Genomic DNA, 19,394 nt, shown 5'->3' with positions numbered 1-19,394 from the left:
ATAACTTAAAGTAACTGTTTCAATACTCTATCAGCTTGAACTCGAGTAATTTTCTTTAGCAGTTTTTGTACAGGCGCTGGATAGTTTTCCACTTTTTCCAACTGCTTATAGGTACAGATTAACTGGGTGTGTTCAAGGATGTTTTCCACCTCTGCCTCAAACTTGTCGACAAGATGCGAGTAATGGTCCTGAATCAAAATGGCATTCTCTAAATCCAAGCTCCAAGCTCGTGGATTTAGGTTGTTGCCTGTAATCAGCATATAACGCTTATCGACCCAAATGCCTTTTAGGTGGAAGCTGTTGTCATCATGTTTCCATAGGCGAATGCACAGATTGCGACTCGCGATATGTGCTTCGTTAGCTTTAGCAAAGCGACGCAGATTCATTTCATAGAGGTAAGGCAAACCACCAATGGTTTTGAAGTCTTCCTCTGGAGAAATGTAGAAGTCGTTCGCCGTCTTATCACCCACCACGATTTTCACTTTAACACCGCGTTTCAGGGCACGCTTGATTTCTTTTGCTACCGACTTAGGGAAGTTGAAATAAGGGGTACAAATAAAAATCTCGTCTTTAGCACTAGCTAATAGCTGATTGATGCTTTGGTTAAGCTTGTTACGACGCTTACCAATACCAACAATAGGTGTCACTGCTACTTGGTGCTCATTACTCGGCTGAGCGTTAAATTGATAACGTGCCTGAGACAGTGAACCACGTAGCTGCCGGATTTCTGCCTTAATATCTTTTGTCGTTGGCTTTTCTGGCAATGACAGGTCGTTGACGGCAGGATTGGCAATCAGTTCGTTTGCAACAAACTGAGCCATACTATTTGCTAGTTCAGAGTTGTTCAGAACATGGTAGCGGTCGAATCGGTAACGCTCATCGTAATTTAAGTAGATGTTGTTAAGACTAGCGCCGCTGTATATCACTTTATCATCGATAATAAAGCCTTTAAGGTGCAAGACCCCAAATACTTCTCTGCCACGCACTGGAATACCGTAAACAGGAACGGCATGCTCGTGATTTTGTCTAAACTCGCGATACATCACTGCGTTGCCATCAGACTGGTCTGCGCCAATCAGACCACGTTGTGCACGGTGCCAGTCAACACAAACGGCAATATCGAGAGCCGGATTCTTTTGCTTTGCTTGATAAAGTTCAGTCAGGATTTGGCGTCCAGCGTCATCATCTTCTAAATACAAAGCGACTAGGTAGATTCTTGATTGTGCTTCGCGTATCGCTTGAATTAAATACTCGCGATAATCTTTGGCGGAATACAATACATCCAATGCATTGGGATCCTGCGCGATTGAGGGAAGCTGTTCAAAAGAGTTCCTAAGAGCCATCATATGAGGGACTGTACCTTTGGTCATTGCAAAATTGCGAACCTAGAATTTTACCAAACTCTTGCCCTAAATGGGTAGTAAAGCGTTGATAAGTTTAACGGGGATCAATGTATCGCATAGCTGCCAGTGCTTTTCCGCCGTGAATATAACGAGAAAACAGTTGCTTAAGAGGACCTGGTAGCTCTTCTTGGGCAATCACTTTAAAGCCATGTTGCCCATAAAATCCCTGTAAATGTTCTAGCGCAAAACAAAAATCGTTGTTGGTCAGCTCATTTTGTCGCAGTTGTGCCATGAAATGATGACCGACACCTTGTTGGCGGAAGTCTGGAAGAACCAGCATGCCGGTCATCAATCGATACTGCTCGATGGTGCGAAATCGTACGAGGGCACAGAGGCTGTGGCCTTGGCTAAGAGTGAGAATACGTTCATCACTTTTTGGTTTGCCAGCTGGGTAGTGTGCTTTATACAGTTTTTTGGCAATCGGCAGTTTAATGGGGTCTAGCATACCGAATTTTAACGTATCCATAGCCAATGCTCGTCTCAAAAGGATAGAATAGCGGCAGTGTAAGCCATCAATGAACGCCCATGCAAACTGAAAACAATGCCCAACTTCGCCCATTTCACACCTTTGGTATCTCACAGCAGTGTCAGGTGCTAGTAGAAGCTGAATCGGTCGACGACCTAATTGCGATTTACCAAAACCCAGACTGGCAAGCGCTACCTAAACTAATGTTAGGTAAGGGCAGCAACATGTTATTTACGGAGCCTTATCAGGGCGTTGTTATCATTAATCGATTGCAAGGTATTTCGTACTCCAGCTCTGAGACTGAACACCTTTTGCATGTATCAGGGGGTGAAGACTGGCCGAGTTTGGTTGAATGGTGTGTAGAGCAGGGGTACGCTGGCGTTGAAAATTTGGCTTTAATCCCTGGCTGTGCTGGTAGCGCACCTATTCAGAATATTGGTGCTTATGGCATAGAGCTTCAGCAAGTATGTGATTATGTGGAGTACCTTTGTTTAGACAGCTATACCATAAAGCGGCTGTCTAATAATCAATGTCGTTTTGGTTATCGTGACTCCATTTTTAAGCACGAGCTGAAAGATAAGGCGCTCGTGACCGCCATTGGCCTTAAGCTAAATAAAACATGGCAGCCTATATTAAGTTATGGTCCGTTACAGTCTCTTGACCCAGATACGACCACGCCAAAAGAAGTGTTTGATGTGGTCGTAAAAGTGAGAAAAGAGAAACTGCCTGATCCTACTGTGACTGGTAATGCTGGGAGTTTCTTTAAAAACCCGATTGTCAGTATCGAACAGTATGAAACGCTCAAAGCGCAATACCCAGCGCTAGTGGCTTATCCATCGAGTGACAAGATGAAGTTGGCTGCTGGTTGGCTTATCGATCAGTGTGGTCTGAAAGGGCATACTCAGGGGGGGGCCATGGTGCATCCTAAACAGGCTCTTGTATTGGTGAATGCCAATAATGCCAAGGCGGAGGATATTGTTAACCTTGCCGCTTATGTCCGCGACTGTGTGCTGAAGAAATTTAATGTAGAGCTTGAGCATGAGGTACGCTTTATGGGCGCTCAACAAGAAGTGTATTTAAAGGACCTGCTATGAGAGAGCATCATGTGAAATTGGCGATTTTAGAGCAGCTTTCTCAAGGCGGATTTCATTCGGGTGAGATGTTGGGTGAGCAGCTAGGTATTTCTCGTGCCGCTGTAAGTAAGCACATTAAAGGCATTCGTGATTGGGGGGTTGATATCTTTCGCGTTCAGGGGAAAGGCTATCAACTAGCGGCTCCTATGGAACTGTTGTCCAAAGAGAAACTATCGCGAACTGTTACCTCACCATTTGAGTTGATTCCTATTATCGACTCTACCAATCAATACTTACTCGACAAACAAAACAGCTTAGAGTCGGGTGCGGTGTGCATTTCTGAGTACCAGTCTAAAGGCCGTGGCCGCCGTGGCCGCCAATGGGTATCACCATTCGGTAGTAACCTTTATCTCTCCATGTATTGGAAGTTAGAAGCAGGAATGGCAGCGGCGATGGGGTTGAGTCTGGTGATTGGCGTGGCGATAGTCGAAGCCTTAGAACAACTTGGGATTGATGGTGTAAAACTTAAATGGCCGAATGACCTGTATTTTAATGACAAGAAGTTAGCCGGCATTTTGGTTGAAATGTCAGGCCAAGCTGGTGGCGCGGCAAACCTAGTCATGGGTATGGGTATGAATCTAAATATGAGTGAACAAGTAGAAGGCATCGATCAGCCTTGGACCTCGCTCAATGAAGTGGCAGACCAACCATTTAGCCGTAACGATTTGGTGGTAGCCTTTATCAAGGCTTGGCAGAACGCTCTAGAAGATTACGAAATGTGTGGCTTACACGGTTTTGTTGAACGTTGGAATCGTCATGATAACTTTTTGGATCGAGAAGTTCGTCTGGTGATGGGCAATCGAGACATTCAAGGTATTGTGCGCGGCATTGATGCCACTGGCGCCGTTTTGCTGGAAACAGAAGCGGGTATTCAACCATTTATTGGTGGTGAGATCTCTCTGCGCAAACTGAACTGATGTGGCTTAACTTATCACTAATTTAGCAACTTCACTTACTGCATCAAATATTGTTACCACACTAGATATTGTCACCACACCGCATGTTGTCATCCCTGCGTAGGCAGGGATCTACCTTTGGCGCACATAACCCCTCATCAAAACAGCCTACTTCCTCAAATAAACCGTCTCAACATTATGATCTTTACCTTTCTGTAAAATCAATTGAGCTCGCTCTTTGGTTGGCAAGATATTCTGCACTAAGTTGATCCCATTAATCGATGCCCAAATATTCTTCGCTTTAGTTTTTGCTTCTTGTTCATTTAACTGGGTATAGTGGCTGAAGTAAGAGCCAGGCTTAGTAAAGGCGCCTTGGCGGAATTTCATAAAGCGCTGCACATACCAGTTTTCAATGCGTTCACTGTCTGCATCGACATACAAAGAAAAATCGAGAAAATCAGAGATAAACACGCGATGTGGATCGTGAGGGTAGTCCATGCCACTTTGCAGGACATTGAGACCTTCGATGATTAGCACGTCAGGTAGGTCGACGACTTTCTGCTCATCAGTAATATCGTAAGTTAAGTGTGAATAGACGGGAGCGACAACGTTACGCTTACACGCTTTGACATCGGAAACAAACTGCACCAAGCGACGCATATCATAGGACTCGGGAAAGCCCTTTTTCGCCATTAACCCTTTTTCTAACAGTACCTTATTAGGATGAAGAAAACCGTCAGTCGTAATAAGCTCTACCTTAGGATGGTTTTCCCAGCGACTGAGCAAGGCTTTTAGCAAGCGAGCCGTAGTACTTTTCCCGACCGCAACACTACCGGCAATACCAATAATGAATGGTGGCGTATGGTCACTTTGTCCCAAGAACTCTTGAAGAACGGAGTTGCGACTCTGTCTCGCGGCAACGTACAGGTTAAGCAGACGAGAAAGAGGCAAGTAAACATCAGTGGCTTCCTGTATCGTCAGGTTTTCATTAATACCCTGAAGCTCTTTCAGATCATCTTCTGTTAATGTCATAGGGACAGCGTTGCGAAGTGCAGACCACTGCTCGCGACTAAATGACATAAAAGGGCTCATAACTCACCTAACTTAAGGTTTCCATACACGTAGAGTGCTGAACATACCTGAACAAAGGGATAAATCAAATATTTCATGCGACACTGCGTGCGTAATTCCCCGAAATGTGTACAAAAAGTCATCAAAAAGGAAGAATGTGTGAAAAAACGAAATTTTTTTTGATTTAACGGTTGCATCAGCAAGATTCATTCAATAGAATGCGCTCCACTTATGCCGACTTAGCTCAGTAGGTAGAGCAACTGACTTGTAATCAGTAGGTCACCAGTTCGATTCCGGTAGTCGGCACCATTTTCACTTTGCCTAGGGCAATGATGACGAAAATGGTAAGTAAAATTTGGGGGGGTTCCCGAGTGGCCAAAGGGAGCAGACTGTAAATCTGCCGGCACTGCCTTCGATGGTTCGAATCCGTCCCCCCCCACCATATTCTTTAGGGAATAGCTCTCAGAGTTACGTGTTGCGGGCATCGTATAATGGCTATTACCTCAGCCTTCCAAGCTGATGATGCGGGTTCGATTCCCGCTGCCCGCTCCAACTCATTTAGAGTGCTGATATAGCTCAGGTGGTAGAGCGCATCCTTGGTAAGGATGAGGTCGGCAGTTCGAGTCTGCCTATCAGCACCAGCTCTCAAAGCAATATTTCCTTTTGATACTTTCTTTTGCCTCAACTATGTTTAGAGGCTAAGAGAAGCTTTATTACCAAGATTTTTTGGTTGCGTGGTCTTCAAAGCCACCTAAATCCGTACCTAGAGGGACAACTCATGTCTAAAGAAAAATTTGAACGTACGAAACCGCACGTAAACGTTGGTACTATCGGCCACGTTGACCACGGTAAAACAACTCTAACAGCTGCAATCTGTACTACTCTTGCAAAAGTGTACGGCGGTGAAGCGAAAGACTTCGCATCTATCGATAACGCTCCAGAAGAGCGTGAGCGCGGTATCACAATCGCAACTTCTCACGTTGAGTACGATACTCCAACTCGTCACTACGCACACGTAGACTGCCCAGGACACGCGGATTATGTTAAAAACATGATCACTGGTGCTGCGCAAATGGACGGCGGTATCCTTGTAGTTGCTGCTACTGATGGTCCAATGCCTCAAACTCGTGAGCACATCCTACTAGGCCGTCAGGTTGGTATCCCTTACATCATCGTATTCATGAACAAGTGTGACATGGTTGATGATGAAGAGCTTCTAGAGCTAGTTGAAATGGAAGTTCGTGAACTTCTATCTGAGTACGATTTCCCAGGTGATGACCTACCAGTTATCCAAGGTTCTGCACTAGGCGCACTAAACGGCGAAGAGCAGTGGGAAGCGAAAATCGTTGAGCTTGCAGAAGCACTAGACTCTTACATCCCAGAGCCAGAGCGTGCAGTAGACCAACCGTTCCTACTACCAATCGAAGACGTATTCTCGATCCAAGGTCGTGGTACAGTTGTAACTGGTCGTATCGAGCGCGGTATCCTACGCGTAGGTGACGAAGTAGAAATCGTAGGTATCAAAGAGACTACAACTACTACTTGTACTGGTGTTGAGATGTTCCGTAAGCTTCTTGACGAAGGTCGTGCTGGTGAGAACGTTGGTGCACTTCTACGTGGTACTAAGCGTGACGAAGTTGAACGTGGTCAAGTTCTTGCAGCTCCTGGCTCAATCAACCCACACACTAAGTTCGAGTCAGAAGTATACGTACTTTCTAAAGACGAAGGCGGCCGTCATACTCCGTTCTTCAAAGGCTACCGTCCACAGTTCTACTTCCGTACAACTGACGTAACTGGTGACATCTCTCTACCAGAAGGCGTAGAAATGGTAATGCCAGGTGACAACATCCAAATGCAAGTTGAGCTAATCGCTCCAATCGCAATGGACGAAGGTCTACGTTTCGCTATCCGTGAAGGTGGCCGTACAGTAGGTGCTGGTGTTGTTGCTAAGATCTTCGACTAATTCTTCGAATTGTCGCAAGCTCTGGGAAAATCTTTGAATAAGATTTGACTAAGCAATGCTAAAAAGGGCATCATTTGATGCCCTTTTTCTGCGCTACTATATATAGAGGCGCAAAATTCATTCAGTGACTGCTCATTGTATGAATTTAGAAAGGATTTTAAGGGTTGAGTTGGAAAGTAATTTCTACCTGAGCCTTTGGCTAAAATGTTGGTTTGACTCAAATTTAATCAACATTAAAGGAATAAGCCCTGCAGCAGCGGGGTTGTTGTCGTCTAGTTAGACTTGTCACAGGTTGGTTTTATGAAAGCAAACGCTGAAACTCCTGATAGCTCAAATGCAGCAGATGTAATGAAGTGGATTGTCGCTTTTGCTCTGCTAGCCGCCGCTGTTGTGGGTAATTACCTGTATGGAGAACTTTCTGTAGTTCTTCGCGCTGCAGGTGTAGTTGTATTGATTGCTGCGGCACTTGGTGTAGCAGCTACAACAACAAAAGGTAAGGCAGCGATCACGTTCGCACGTGAAGCTCGCGTAGAAGTTCGCAAAGTAGTTTGGCCTACACGCCAAGAAACAATGCAAACTACGCTGATTGTCCTTGCAGTAAGTATTGTAATGGCGCTTGCGTTATGGGGTATCGACGGCATTATGGTTCGTCTTGTTGCATTCATAACCGGGTTATAGAGGGTGTTAATTCATGAGTGAAGCTCCGAAAAAACGCTGGTACGTAGTTCAAGCCTTTTCTGGTTTTGAAGGACGTGTGGCTCAGTCTCTTCGCGAACATATTAAAATGCACGCAATGGAAGAGTACTTTGGCGAAGTGCTAGTACCGACTGAAGAAGTTGTGGAAATGCGCGCAGGCCAACGCCGTAAAAGCGAGCGTAAGTTCTTCCCAGGCTACGTTCTTGTTCAGATGATCATGAACGATGAGTCTTGGCACTTAGTACGCAGTGTGCCACGTGTCATGGGCTTCATTGGTGGTACCTCTGACCGTCCTGCACCTATCACTGATAAAGAAGCTGACGCTATCCTAAATCGTCTAGAGAAGGCTAGTGAAGCGCCTCGTCCAAGAACAATGTTCGAAGCGGGTGAAGTGGTACGTGTCAATGAAGGTCCATTTGCTGACTTCAACGGTACTGTTGAAGAAGTGGATTACGATAAGAGCCGCGTAAAAGTGTCTGTATCGATCTTTGGTCGTGCAACACCAGTTGAGCTTGAATTCGGTCAAGTGGATAAGCTTGACTAATACTCGATTTTAAAGAGTATAAAAAATCACCTTTTTAGGGTTGAATAGGGCGCGAATTATGCTTATAATTTCGCGCCTTTTTACAGCACTGGCTGTAGAAAGTTTTATCAAAACACGGGGAGCTTTCCACTCGGATAGCGTTTGAACCCAAAATTAGGAAATATCATGGCTAAGAAAGTTGAAGCTTATATCAAACTGCAAGTTGCAGCTGGTATGGCAAACCCAAGTCCACCGGTTGGTCCTGCTCTAGGTCAACACGGTGTGAACATCATGGAATTCTGTAAAGCGTTCAACGCAAAAACAGAATCTATTGAGAAAGGTCTACCGACTCCAGTAGTTATCACTGTTTACAACGATCGTTCTTTCACGTTCGTAACTAAGACTCCACCTGCTGCTGTTCTTCTTAAGAAAGCTGCTGGCGTTAAGTCTGGTTCAGGTCGTCCTAACACTGAAAAAGTGGGTACAGTGACTGACGCTCAAATCCAAGAAATCGCAGAAACTAAAGCTGCTGATATGACTGGTGCTGACATTGAAGCGATGAAGCGTTCTATTGCGGGTACTGCTCGTTCAATGGGCCTAGTGGTAGAGGGTTAAGATCATGGCAAAACTTACTAAGCGTATGCGCGTTATCCGCGAAAAAGTTGAAGTAACTAAAGAATACGAAATCAACGAAGCTGTAGCTCTTCTTAAAGAACTAGCAACTGCTAAATTCGTTGAGTCTGTAGACGTTGCTGTTAACCTAGGCATCGATGCTCGTAAATCTGACCAGAACGTACGTGGTGCAACTGTACTACCTCACGGTACTGGCCGCGAAATCCGCGTTGCAGTGTTCACTCAAGGTGCAAACGCTGAAGCAGCTAAAGAAGCTGGCGCAGACATCGTTGGTATGGAAGATCTTGCTGAGCAAGTTAAGAAAGGCGAAATGAACTTCGACGTAGTTGTTGCTTCTCCAGATGCAATGCGTGTTGTTGGTCAACTAGGTACTATCCTAGGTCCTCGCGGTCTTATGCCAAACCCTAAAGTTGGTACTGTAACTCCTAACGTTGCTGAAGCTGTTAAGAACGCTAAAGCTGGTCAGGTTCGTTACCGTAACGACAAAAACGGCATCATTCACACTACTATCGGTAAAGTGAATTTCGAAGCGAACCAACTACAAGAGAACCTAGAAGCTCTACTAGTTGCGCTTAAGAAAGCGAAGCCGTCTTCAGCGAAAGGTACTTTCCTGAAGAAAGTAAGCATCTCTACTACTATGGGTGCTGGTGTTTCTGTAGATCAATCTACACTAAACACTCAAGCTTAATTGCTTGCATAGGCGCAGAAATTATGTATAATTTTGCGCCTATCAAATTTGTGGTTGGGGCTGAAACTCCTTAGGGAATTTAGCCTCCGTCCAAGACCGTAGGCGTTCTGAAAAGAACTTAATCATACCTACGTAGATGGTGCCAGACTGAAAGGAAGTTGAACTTAACGTTTATCTTTCTTCTGGAAAAAGCACCGTATGAACTCCCAAAATCGTGAAGATTTCGGGTGGTGTAAAAACAACCAGGAGTAAATCCAAGATGGCTTTAAACCTTCAAGACAAAAAAGCAATTGTTGCTGAAGTCAACGAAGCAGCCAGTGGTGCACTTTCTGCAGTTGTAGCTGACTCTCGTGGCGTTGAAGTAGGCGCGATGACTTCTCTACGTAAACAAGCGCGTGAAGCGGGTGTTTACATGAGAGTTGTTCGTAACACTCTAGCACGCCGTGCAGTAGAAGGTACTGAGTATGAGTGTCTAACTGACACTTTCACTGGTCCAACTCTACTTGCATTCTCTAACGAGCACCCAGGTGCTGCAGCGCGTCTTTTCAAAGACTTCGCTAAAGAGAACAAAGAATTCGAGATCAAAGCTGCTGCATTTGAAGGCGCGGTTACTGATGCTGAAGTACTAGCGACACTACCAACTTACGACGAAGCAATTGCACGCCTAATGATGTGCATGAAAGAAGCTTCTGCAGGCAAGCTGGTACGTACTATCGCTGCACTACGCGACCAGAAGCAAGAAGAAGCTGCTTAATCAGCTTGCTTTTTACTGGTTGCAAAATAAACTTATTGTTGACTTAAAAGAGAATTGTTATGTCTATTACTAACGAGCAAATCCTAGACGCAGTTGCAGAAATGTCTGTAATGCAAGTTGTTGAGCTTATCGAAGCTATGGAAGAGAAATTTGGCGTATCTGCTGCAGCTGCTGTTGTAGCTGGCGGTGCTGCTGGTGGCGAAGCTGCTGCTGAGCAAACTGAATTCGACGTAATCCTAACTGCTGCTGGCGGTAACAAAGTTGCTGTTATCAAAGCGGTACGTGGCGCAACAGGTCTAGGCCTTAAAGAAGCTAAAGGTCTTGTAGACTCAGCTCCAGCACCTCTAAAAGAAGGCGTTGACAAAGCTGAAGCTGAAGCTCTTAAAGCTCAGCTAGAAGAAGCTGGTGCTTCTGTTGAAGTTAAGTAATTATTACTTAATTTCTTAGCCTAACAGGCTAATGGCTGGTGGTTTATTGACCACCGGCCTTTTTGCGCTGTAGGGCGTAGATGAATTTTCCTGCTGTTTAAGCATCTACGCACCATGCAAAAAACGTTGCTCGACGCTTGAGTTAACGTCACTACAGTAAACAGTTGTTAGTCACTGCCCCATACTCCACCTTAAGTAACTAGGATGGACGGGCAGTTTGGGTCACTTATCAGCGAGCTGAGGAACCCCATGGTTTACTCTTATACCGAGAAAAAGCGCATCCGTAAGGACTTTGGTACTCGTCCACAAGTTTTGGACATTCCATACCTGCTATCGATCCAGCTCGATTCGTTCGACAAATTTATCGAACAGGATCCTGAAGGACAATATGGACTTGAAGCTGCTTTTCGTTCTGTATTTCCGATTCAGAGCTATAACGGCAATTCTGAGCTGCAATACGTTAGCTACCGTCTTGGTGAGCCAGTATTTGACGTTAAAGAATGTCAAATTCGTGGCGTTACCTATTCAAAACCACTACGCGTAAAACTGCGCCTAGTTATCTTTGATAGAGACGCACCGGCAGGTACTGTAAAAGACATTAAAGAACAAGAAGTCTACATGGGCGAAATTCCGCTTATGACTGACAATGGTACCTTCGTTATCAATGGTACCGAGAGGGTTATCGTATCCCAGCTGCACCGAAGCCCAGGCGTGTTCTTCGACAGCGATAAGGGTAAGACTCACTCTTCAGGTAAAGTTCTTTATAACGCACGTGTTATTCCTTACCGTGGTTCATGGCTCGACTTCGAGTTTGACCCGAAAGATAACCTATACGTACGTATTGACCGTCGTCGTAAACTACCAGCATCGATCATTCTTCGTGCACTAGGTAAGACGTCGGAAGAAATCCTCGATATCTTCTTCGAAAAAGTAAACTTCGAAGTGAAAGACCAAACTCTACTTATGGAGTTGGTACCTGAGCGTCTACGTGGTGAGACTGCTTCATTCGATATCGAAGCCAATGGCAAGACTTATGTTGAGACTGGTCGTCGTGTTACTGCTCGTCACATCCGTCAACTTGAAAAAGATGGCGTTGAGTTCATTGAAGTACCTGTCGAGTACATCGTAGGTAAAGTAGCTTCTAAAGACTACATCAATGAAGCGACAGGTGAGATCATCGTTGGTGCAAACCAAGAGATCAGCCTAGAAGCATTAGCGAACCTATCTCAGGCAGGCGTTAAGAAACTAGAAGTTCTATTTACGAACGATCTAGACCACGGTCCGTTCATGTCTGACACACTACGTGTCGACAGCACGGTAGACCGCATCTCTGCGTTGGTAGAAATCTACCGCATGATGCGCCCTGGTGAGCCGCCAACAAAAGAAGCTGCAGAAGCACTATTCGAAAGCCTATTCTTCTCTGAAGAGCGTTATGATCTATCGACTGTTGGTCGTATGAAGTTTAACAGCTCTATCGGTCGTGAAGATGGCCTAGAACAGGGTACGCTTGATGAGCAAGACATCATCGAAGTGATGAAGAAGCTTATCGCGATCCGTAACGGTATTGGTGAAGTTGATGATATCGACCACCTAGGTAACCGTCGTATCCGTTCTGTAGGTGAAATGGCTGAGAACCAATTCCGTGTTGGTCTTGTACGTGTTGAACGTGCAGTAAAAGAGCGTTTGAGTCTAGGTGACCTTGATGCAATCATGCCTCAAGACCTAATCAACGCTAAGCCTATTTCTGCGGCAGTTAAAGAATTCTTCGGTTCTTCACAGCTTTCTCAGTTTATGGACCAGAATAACCCGCTTTCAGAAGTAACGCACAAGCGTCGTATTTCTGCATTGGGTCCTGGTGGTCTTACTCGTGAGCGTGCTGGCTTCGAAGTACGTGACGTACACGTAACTCACTACGGTCGTCTATGTCCTATCGAAACACCTGAAGGTCCGAACATCGGTCTAATTAACTCTCTATCTGCGTTTGCGCGTTGTAACGAGTACGGCTTCCTAGAAACTCCATACCGTCGCGTTGTAGATGGTGTAGTAACTGACGAAGTTGATTACCTATCAGCAATCGAAGAGGGCCAATTCGTTATCGCACAGGCTAACGCTGCGCTAACTGAAGAAGGTACTTTTGCTGACGAGCTAATCACTGCACGTCAAAAAGGTGAATCTGGTCTTCACCCACGCGACCATGTTAACTACATGGACGTTGCGACAAACCAAGTAGTATCTATCGCTGCATCGCTTATCCCGTTCCTAGAACACGATGATGCGAACCGTGCATTGATGGGTGCGAACATGCAACGTCAGGCTGTTCCAACGCTTAAGGCTGACAAGCCTCTAGTTGGTACTGGTATCGAGCGCAATGTAGCGGTTGACTCTGGTGTTACAGCAGTAGCTAAACGTGGCGGTACAGTTCAGTCTGTAGATGCTTCTCGTATCGTTATCAAAGTTAACGAAGACGAGCTGATCCCTGGCGAAGCAGGTATCGACATTTACAACCTAACTAAGTACACGCGTTCTAACCAGAACACTTGTATTAACCAGCGCCCAACTGTACTACCTGGTGAACCAGTAGCACGTGGTGACGTTCTTGCTGATGGTCCTTCAACAGACCTTGGTGAACTAGCGCTTGGTCAAAACATGCGTATCGCGTTCATGCCTTGGAACGGTTACAACTTCGAAGACTCGATCTTAGTATCTGAGCGCGTAGTTCAAGAAGACCGCTTCACGACTATCCACATCCAAGAGCTTTCTTGTGTGGCACGTGATACTAAGCTGGGTTCTGAAGAGATCACAGCGGATATTCCAAACGTAGGTGAGTCTGCTCTGTCTAAACTAGACGAGTCAGGTATCGTTTACATCGGTGCTGAAGTTAAGGGTGGTGACATCCTAGTTGGTAAAGTAACGCCTAAAGGTGAAACTCAGCTAACTCCTGAAGAGAAGCTACTACGCGCGATCTTCGGTGAAAAAGCATCTGACGTTAAAGATACTTCACTACGTGTACCTAACTCTGTTTCAGGTACCATCATTGACGTTCAAGTCTTCACTCGCGATGGCGTAGAGAAAGACAAGCGTGCTCTAGAAATTGAGCAAATGCAGCTGAAAGAAGCGAAGAAAGACCTAACTGAAGAATTCCAGATTCTTGAGGGTGGCCTTCTAAACCGTGTGAAAGCTGTATTACTTCAAGGTGGTTACTCTGACGCTAAACTAGATACTATCGATCGTAAGAAGTGGCTAGAACTAACGCTAGAAGACGATGCACTGCAATCTCAGCTTGAGCAACTTGCAGAGCAGTACGACGAGCTACGTGCAGACTTTGATAAGAAGTTTGAAACTAAGCGTCGTAAGATCACTCAAGGTGATGACCTAGCGCCTGGCGTTCTTAAGATTGTTAAAGTTTACCTAGCGGTTAAACGTCGTATCCAGCCTGGTGATAAGATGGCGGGTCGTCACGGTAACAAGGGTGTTATCTCTAAGATCAACCCTGTTGAAGACATGCCTTACGATGAGAAGGGTCAACCTGTCGACATCGTACTTAACCCACTGGGTGTACCTTCGCGTATGAACATCGGTCAGATCCTTGAGGTTCACTTAGGTCTGGCAGCGAAAGGTATCGGTGACAAGATCAACCAGATGGTTAAAGAGCAGCAAGAGCTAGCGAAATTCCGCGAATTCCTGCAGAAGGTTTACGATCTAGGTGGTACTCGTCAGAACGTTGATATTGCATCACTGTCTGATGACGAAGTACGTACTCTGGTTAAGAACCTACGTGGCGGTCTACCGATTGCTACACCTGTCTTTGACGGTGCGTCTGAGAAGTCTATTAAAGAACTTCTAAAACTGGGTGACCTACCAGAATCTGGTCAGCTAACTCTGTTTGATGGTCGTACTGGTGATGCGTTTGAGCGTCCTGTAACTGTAGGTTACATGTACATGCTGAAACTGAACCACCTTGTTGATGACAAGATGCACGCTCGTTCAACTGGTTCGTACAGCCTAGTAACTCAGCAACCACTTGGTGGTAAAGCTCAGTTCGGTGGTCAGCGTTTCGGTGAGATGGAAGTATGGGCACTAGAAGCATACGGTGCAGCATATACGCTTCAAGAAATGCTAACGGTTAAGTCTGATGACGTTAACGGCCGTACGAAGATGTATAAGAACATCGTCGATGGTAACCACAGCATGGAACCTGGCATGCCAGAATCGTTCAACGTACTGTTGAAAGAGATCCGCTCGCTAGGTATCAACATCGAGCTAGAAGACGAATAATCCATCAGGATTATCTGGTAGAAAAGGGGCTCGCGCAGGTTTGCTGACCAAGCGAGCACCTTTTTAAACTCCTTACAGGAGCTGATTGTGAAAGACTTATTAAACTTTCTAAAAGCACAGCATAAGACCGAAGAATTTGATGCAATCAAAATCGGTCTATCTTCACCAGACATGATTCGTTCATGGTCTTTTGGTGAAGTTAAAAAACCTGAGACGATCAACTATCGTACGTTCAAACCTGAACGCGATGGTCTGTTCTGTGCGCGTATTTTTGGTCCAGTTAAAGACTACGAATGTCTTTGTGGCAAATACAAGCGTCTGAAACACCGTGGTGTTATCTGTGAGAAGTGTGGCGTTGAAGTAACGCAAACTAAAGTTCGTCGTGACCGTATGGGCCACATCGAGCTTGCGTCTCCTGTCGCTCACATCTGGTTCCTAAAATCGCTACCATCTCGTATCGGTTTGCTAATGGACATCCCGCTACGTGATATCGAGCGTGTTCTTTACTTCGAAATGTACGTAGTAACTGAACCAGGTATGACGGATCTAGAAAAAGGTCAGATGCTAACTGAAGAAGAGTATCTTGATCGTCTAGAAGAATGGGGTGACGAATTCACTGCTAAGATGGGTGCAGAAGCGATCAAAGATCTGCTTGCCACTATGGACATGCACGCTGAAGCAGAGATGATGCGCGAAGAACTTGAGTCTACTAACTCAGAAACTAAGCGTAAGAAGATCACTAAGCGTCTGAAGCTAGTTGAAGCGTTCATCGCATCAGGTAACAATCCTGAGTGGATGATCCTAACTGTGCTTCCGGTTCTTCCGCCAGATCTACGTCCTCTAGTACCACTAGATGGCGGTCGTTTTGCAACGTCTGATCTGAACGATCTATACCGTCGCGTAATCAACCGTAACAACCGTTTGAAGCGTCTTCTAGAGCTAGCGGCTCCAGACATCATCGTACGTAACGAAAAGCGTATGCTGCAAGAGTCTGTTGATGCCCTTCTAGATAACGGTCGTCGCGGTCGTGCAATTACAGGTTCGAACAAGCGTCCTCTGAAATCTCTTGCTGATATGATCAAGGGTAAACAAGGTCGTTTCCGTCAGAACCTACTTGGTAAGCGTGTAGACTACTCTGGCCGTTCTGTAATCACAGTAGGTCCATACCTTCGTCTGCACCAGTGTGGTCTTCCTAAGAAGATGGCACTAGAGCTATTTAAACCATTTATCTACAGCAAGCTAGAAACTCGTGGCATGGCGACGACAATCAAAGCAGCTAAGAAGATGGTAGAGCGCGAAGAAGCGATCGTTTGGGATATCCTAGACGAAGTAATCCGCGAGCACCCAGTACTATTGAACCGTGCACCAACACTTCACCGTCTTGGTATCCAGGCGTTCGAACCAGTACTAATCGAAGGTAAAGCGATTCAGCTACACCCACTAGTGTGTGCGGCGTATAACGCGGACTTCGATGGTGACCAAATGGCGGTTCACGTGCCTCTAACTCTAGAAGCACAGCTTGAAGCTCGTACACTGATGATGTCGACAAACAACATTCTGTCGCCAGCGTCAGGTGATCCGATCATCGTACCTTCTCAGGACGTTGTATTGGGTCTTTACTACATGACTCGTGAAAAGATCAACGTGAAAGGTGAAGGTATGTACCTTGCTGGCCCTGAAGAGGCTGAGAAGGCATACCGTACTAAGAGCGCAGAGCTACACGCTCGCGTTAAAGTACGTATCACTGAAACGGTAGTGGACGAAGATGGCAACAGCACAACAGAAACGAAGATGGTCGATACGACTATCGGTCGTGCAATGCTGTGGCAAATCGTTCCTGCAGGTCTTCCATACAGCTTGGTAAACCAAAAGCTAGGTAAGAAGCAAATCTCTAACCTACTTAACGAGGCTTACCGTAAGCTGGGTCTGAAAGATACAGTAATCTTTGCTGACCAAGTGATGTACGCAGGTTTTGCATACGCTGCACTTTCTGGTGTATCAGTTGGTATCGATGACATGGTTGTACCTCAAGCGAAGTACGACGAAATCGAATCAGCGGAAGAAGAAGTTCGCGAAATTCAAGAACAGTTCCAATCTGGTCTTGTAACTGCGGGTGAGCGCTACAACAAAGTGATCGATATTTGGGCATCGACCAACGATCGCGTAGCGAAAGCGATGATGGACAACCTTTCATCTGAAACGGTAATTAACCGTGAAGGTGCGGAAGAGCAACAAGAGTCATTCAACAGCATCTATATGATGGCTGACTCGGGCGCTCGTGGTTCTGCAGCTCAGATTCGTCAGCTAGCTGGTATGCGTGGTCTGATGGCTCGTCCAGATGGCTCAATCATCGAAACACCGATCACTGCGAACTTTAAAGAAGGTCTAAACGTACTTCAGTACTTTATCTCAACGCACGGTGCTCGTAAGGGTCTTGCGGATACGGCACTGAAGACAGCGAACTCGGGTTACCTAACTCGTCGTCTAGTAGACGTTGCTCAGGATGTAGTTGTTCACGAGCACGACTGTGGTACGCACGAAGGTATCGATATGATGCCTCATATCGAAGGTGGTGACGTTAAAGTTGCACTTTCTGAGCTAGCGCTTGGTCGTGTAGTTGCTGAAGACGTTCTTAAGCCAGGTACTGAAGATGTTCTGATTCCACGTAACACTCTAATTGATGAGAAGTGGTGTCAGATCATGGAAGATAACTCTGTAGATAGCATGAAAGTGCGCTCAGTAGTTACCTGTGATGCAGACTTCGGTTGTTGTGCACAGTGTTACGGTCGTGACCTAGCACGTGGTCACCTAGTGAACCAAGGTGAAGCAGTGGGCGTTATCGCTGCTCAGTCTATCGGTGAGCCGGGTACACAGCTTACGATGCGTACGTTCCACATCGGTGGTGCGGCATCTACTGCAGCTGCAGAGAACAGCATCCAGGCGAAGAACACAGGTTCTGTGAAGCTTCACAACGCTAAGTTTGTTATCAACAAAGATAAGAAACTGGTTATCACCTCTCGTGCGTCAGAAATGACGATTATCGATGAGTTTGGCCGTACTAAAGAGAAGCACAAACTTCCTTACGGTTCATTGCTAACTAAAGGTGATGGCGATGCAGTTCAAGCTGGTGAAACAGTAGCGAACTGGGAAGCGCACACGCTGCCAATCATTACTGAAGTAGCGGGTCGTATCCAATTCGTAGACATGATCGATGGCGTAACTGTTTCTCGTCAAACAGATGACCTAACAGGTCTATCTTCAAGCGAAGTAACAGAAGCAGCCGCTCGTCCAGCAGCAGGTAAAGATATGCGTCCAGCTATCAAACTTGTTGATGAGCATGGTAAAGACGTAATGATCGCAGGCACAGAAATGCCAGCACTTTACTTCCTACCAGGTAAAGCGATTGTGAACATCGAAGATGGCGCAGAAGTAGGTGTGGGTGACACGTTAGCACGTATCCCACAAAAATCTGGCGGTAACAAAGATATCACCGGTGGTCTACCTCGCGTTGCGGACCTATTCGAAGCTCGTAAACCAAAAGAGCCAGCAATTCTTGCTGAGCACTCTGGTACCGTTTCATTCGGTAAAGAGACGAAAGGTAAGCGTCGTCTAATCATCACTCGTGATGGTGGCGATAACTACGAAGAGATGATTCCTAAGCATCGTCAGCTAAACGTGTTCGAAGGTGAGCGCGTTGAGCGTGGTGACGTAATCGCTGATGGTCCAGAAACTCCGCATGACATTCTACGTCTACGTGGTATTCACGCTGTAACAGCATACATCGCGAATGAAGTTCAAGAAGTATACCGTCTACAGGGTGTTAAGATTAACGATAAGCACATCGAGACTATCGTTCGTCAAATGCTACGTAAGTGTACAATCACGCATGCAGGTGACTCTGAGTTCCTACCAGGCGAGCAGGTTGAATACTCAAGCGTTAAGATCGCAAACCGTCAGCTAGAAGCTGAAGGCAAAGAACTTGTACGTTTTGAGCGTGACCTACTAGGTATCACTAAGGCATCTCTAGCGACAGAATCGTTCATCTCTGCGGCATCGTTCCAAGAAACGACGCGCGTACTAACAGAGGCTGCGGTATCTGGTAAGCGTGATGACCTACGTGGTCTGAAAGAGAACGTTATCGTGGGTCGTCTGATCCCAGCTGGTACTGGTTTTGCGTATCACCAAGACCGTCAAGCTAAGCGTGACGAAGCTCAGGAAGGTCCATCAGCTGAACAAGCGACGGATAACCTAGCTGCGCTACTAAACGCAGGTTTCTCTTCTGACGAGTAATCGTAGAAAGAAATGACAAAAGGCGCCGAAAGGCGCCTTTTTTGTATCTGAATTTTGCTCTATTGCCATTGCGGTGCAGACAGGAATCTGGCTGAGGTTTGGTGAGACCCCTGCCTTCGCAGGGGTGACGATGGTTTCAGGTACGATATTTTTTAAATAGGCTAGCTCATAGCTA

14 protein-coding genes and 4 tRNA genes are annotated in these 19,394 nt (G+C 45.9%); 15 read left to right on the top strand and 3 right to left on the bottom strand.

Annotated elements, in window-relative coordinates; genetic code table 11:
* Nucleotides 1-5: 5 nt before the first annotated feature.
* Nucleotides 6-1,346: a CDP-diacylglycerol--serine O-phosphatidyltransferase gene (gene pssA / locus JKJ11_RS15990; protein WP_062463241.1), complete on the bottom strand. Its 1,341-nt coding sequence runs from the start codon at nt 1,344-1,346 to the stop codon at nt 6-8.
* Between the two features lie 91 nt (nt 1,347-1,437).
* Nucleotides 1,438-1,869 carry a GNAT family N-acetyltransferase gene (locus JKJ11_RS15985; RefSeq protein ID WP_038231146.1) on the bottom strand — a complete coding sequence of 144 codons (432 nt, stop codon included), beginning with the start codon at nt 1,867-1,869 and terminating at the stop codon, nt 1,438-1,440.
* 59 nt (nt 1,870-1,928) lie between these two features.
* Here JKJ11_RS15985 and murB point away from each other — a divergent pair, with 59 nt between their 5' ends.
* The gene (murB, locus tag JKJ11_RS15980) at nt 1,929-2,963 is read left to right on the top strand and encodes a UDP-N-acetylmuramate dehydrogenase (RefSeq protein WP_239914404.1); all 1,035 of its coding nucleotides are present in this window, start codon (nt 1,929-1,931) and stop codon (nt 2,961-2,963) included.
* Nucleotides 2,960-3,919 (top strand): bifunctional biotin--[acetyl-CoA-carboxylase] ligase/biotin operon repressor BirA, encoded by a 960-nt coding sequence (birA, locus tag JKJ11_RS15975; protein ID WP_239942170.1) that lies wholly within the window; start codon nt 2,960-2,962, stop codon nt 3,917-3,919. The genes murB and birA overlap by 4 nt, the downstream gene beginning before the upstream one ends.
* A gap of 147 nt (nt 3,920-4,066) precedes the next feature.
* Here birA and coaA read toward each other — a convergent pair whose 3' ends face one another.
* Nucleotides 4,067-4,990 (bottom strand): type I pantothenate kinase, encoded by a 924-nt coding sequence (gene coaA, locus JKJ11_RS15970; RefSeq protein WP_006074988.1) that lies wholly within the window; start codon nt 4,988-4,990, stop codon nt 4,067-4,069.
* 212 nt (nt 4,991-5,202) lie between these two features.
* On the opposite strand from coaA, the gene JKJ11_RS15965 reads away from it, so the two are divergent.
* The 13 genes from JKJ11_RS15965 (at nt 5,203) to rpoC (ending at nt 19,219) form a co-directional block, all read left to right on the top strand.
* Nucleotides 5,203-5,278, top strand: a tRNA-Thr gene (locus tag JKJ11_RS15965).
* A gap of 48 nt (nt 5,279-5,326) precedes the next feature.
* Nucleotides 5,327-5,411, top strand: a tRNA-Tyr gene (locus tag JKJ11_RS15960).
* Between the two features lie 35 nt (nt 5,412-5,446).
* A tRNA-Gly gene (locus JKJ11_RS15955) sits at nt 5,447-5,521 on the top strand.
* Nucleotides 5,522-5,534: 13 nt separating this feature from the next.
* Nucleotides 5,535-5,610: transfer RNA gene (locus JKJ11_RS15950), tRNA-Thr, on the top strand.
* Between the two features lie 137 nt (nt 5,611-5,747).
* On the top strand, nt 5,748-6,932 hold the full coding sequence (tuf, locus tag JKJ11_RS15945) for an elongation factor Tu (protein ID WP_062462317.1): 1,185 nt from the start codon (nt 5,748-5,750) through the stop codon (nt 6,930-6,932).
* Between the two features lie 300 nt (nt 6,933-7,232).
* A complete protein-coding gene (gene secE, locus JKJ11_RS15940) occupies nt 7,233-7,610 on the top strand; it encodes a preprotein translocase subunit SecE (RefSeq protein ID WP_031496664.1) in 378 nt (125 codons plus the stop codon).
* Nucleotides 7,611-7,623: 13 nt separating this feature from the next.
* Nucleotides 7,624-8,172 carry a transcription termination/antitermination protein NusG gene (gene nusG / locus JKJ11_RS15935; RefSeq protein ID WP_031496663.1) on the top strand — a complete coding sequence of 183 codons (549 nt, stop codon included), beginning with the start codon at nt 7,624-7,626 and terminating at the stop codon, nt 8,170-8,172.
* A 165-nt stretch (nt 8,173-8,337) separates the two neighbouring features.
* The gene (gene rplK / locus JKJ11_RS15930) at nt 8,338-8,766 is read left to right on the top strand and encodes a 50S ribosomal protein L11 (RefSeq protein ID WP_008078231.1); all 429 of its coding nucleotides are present in this window, start codon (nt 8,338-8,340) and stop codon (nt 8,764-8,766) included.
* Between the two features lie 4 nt (nt 8,767-8,770).
* On the top strand, nt 8,771-9,472 hold the full coding sequence (gene rplA, locus JKJ11_RS15925; RefSeq protein ID WP_031496662.1) for a 50S ribosomal protein L1: 702 nt from the start codon (nt 8,771-8,773) through the stop codon (nt 9,470-9,472).
* A 259-nt stretch (nt 9,473-9,731) separates the two neighbouring features.
* Nucleotides 9,732-10,226, top strand: a complete 495-nt coding sequence (gene rplJ, locus JKJ11_RS15920) for a 50S ribosomal protein L10 (RefSeq protein ID WP_038231063.1) — start codon at nt 9,732-9,734, stop codon at nt 10,224-10,226.
* Nucleotides 10,227-10,285: 59 nt separating this feature from the next.
* Complete coding sequence (rplL, locus tag JKJ11_RS15915) at nt 10,286-10,654, top strand: 50S ribosomal protein L7/L12 (protein WP_031493851.1); 369 nt, start codon at nt 10,286-10,288, stop codon at nt 10,652-10,654.
* A 249-nt stretch (nt 10,655-10,903) separates the two neighbouring features.
* On the top strand, nt 10,904-14,929 hold the full coding sequence (gene rpoB, locus JKJ11_RS15910) for a DNA-directed RNA polymerase subunit beta (RefSeq protein WP_006071304.1): 4,026 nt from the start codon (nt 10,904-10,906) through the stop codon (nt 14,927-14,929).
* A gap of 87 nt (nt 14,930-15,016) precedes the next feature.
* Nucleotides 15,017-19,219, top strand: a complete 4,203-nt coding sequence (gene rpoC, locus JKJ11_RS15905; protein WP_038231057.1) for a DNA-directed RNA polymerase subunit beta' — start codon at nt 15,017-15,019, stop codon at nt 19,217-19,219.
* Nucleotides 19,220-19,394 lie beyond the last annotated feature (175 nt).

It is taken from the genome of Vibrio sp. SCSIO 43133, from assembly GCF_023716845.1.
In the GTDB taxonomy this organism is placed as follows: domain Bacteria; phylum Pseudomonadota; class Gammaproteobacteria; order Enterobacterales; family Vibrionaceae; genus Vibrio; species Vibrio mediterranei.
The sequence above is the reverse complement of the archived record's forward strand: the minus strand, read 5'-3'. Positions and strand labels throughout refer to the sequence as shown.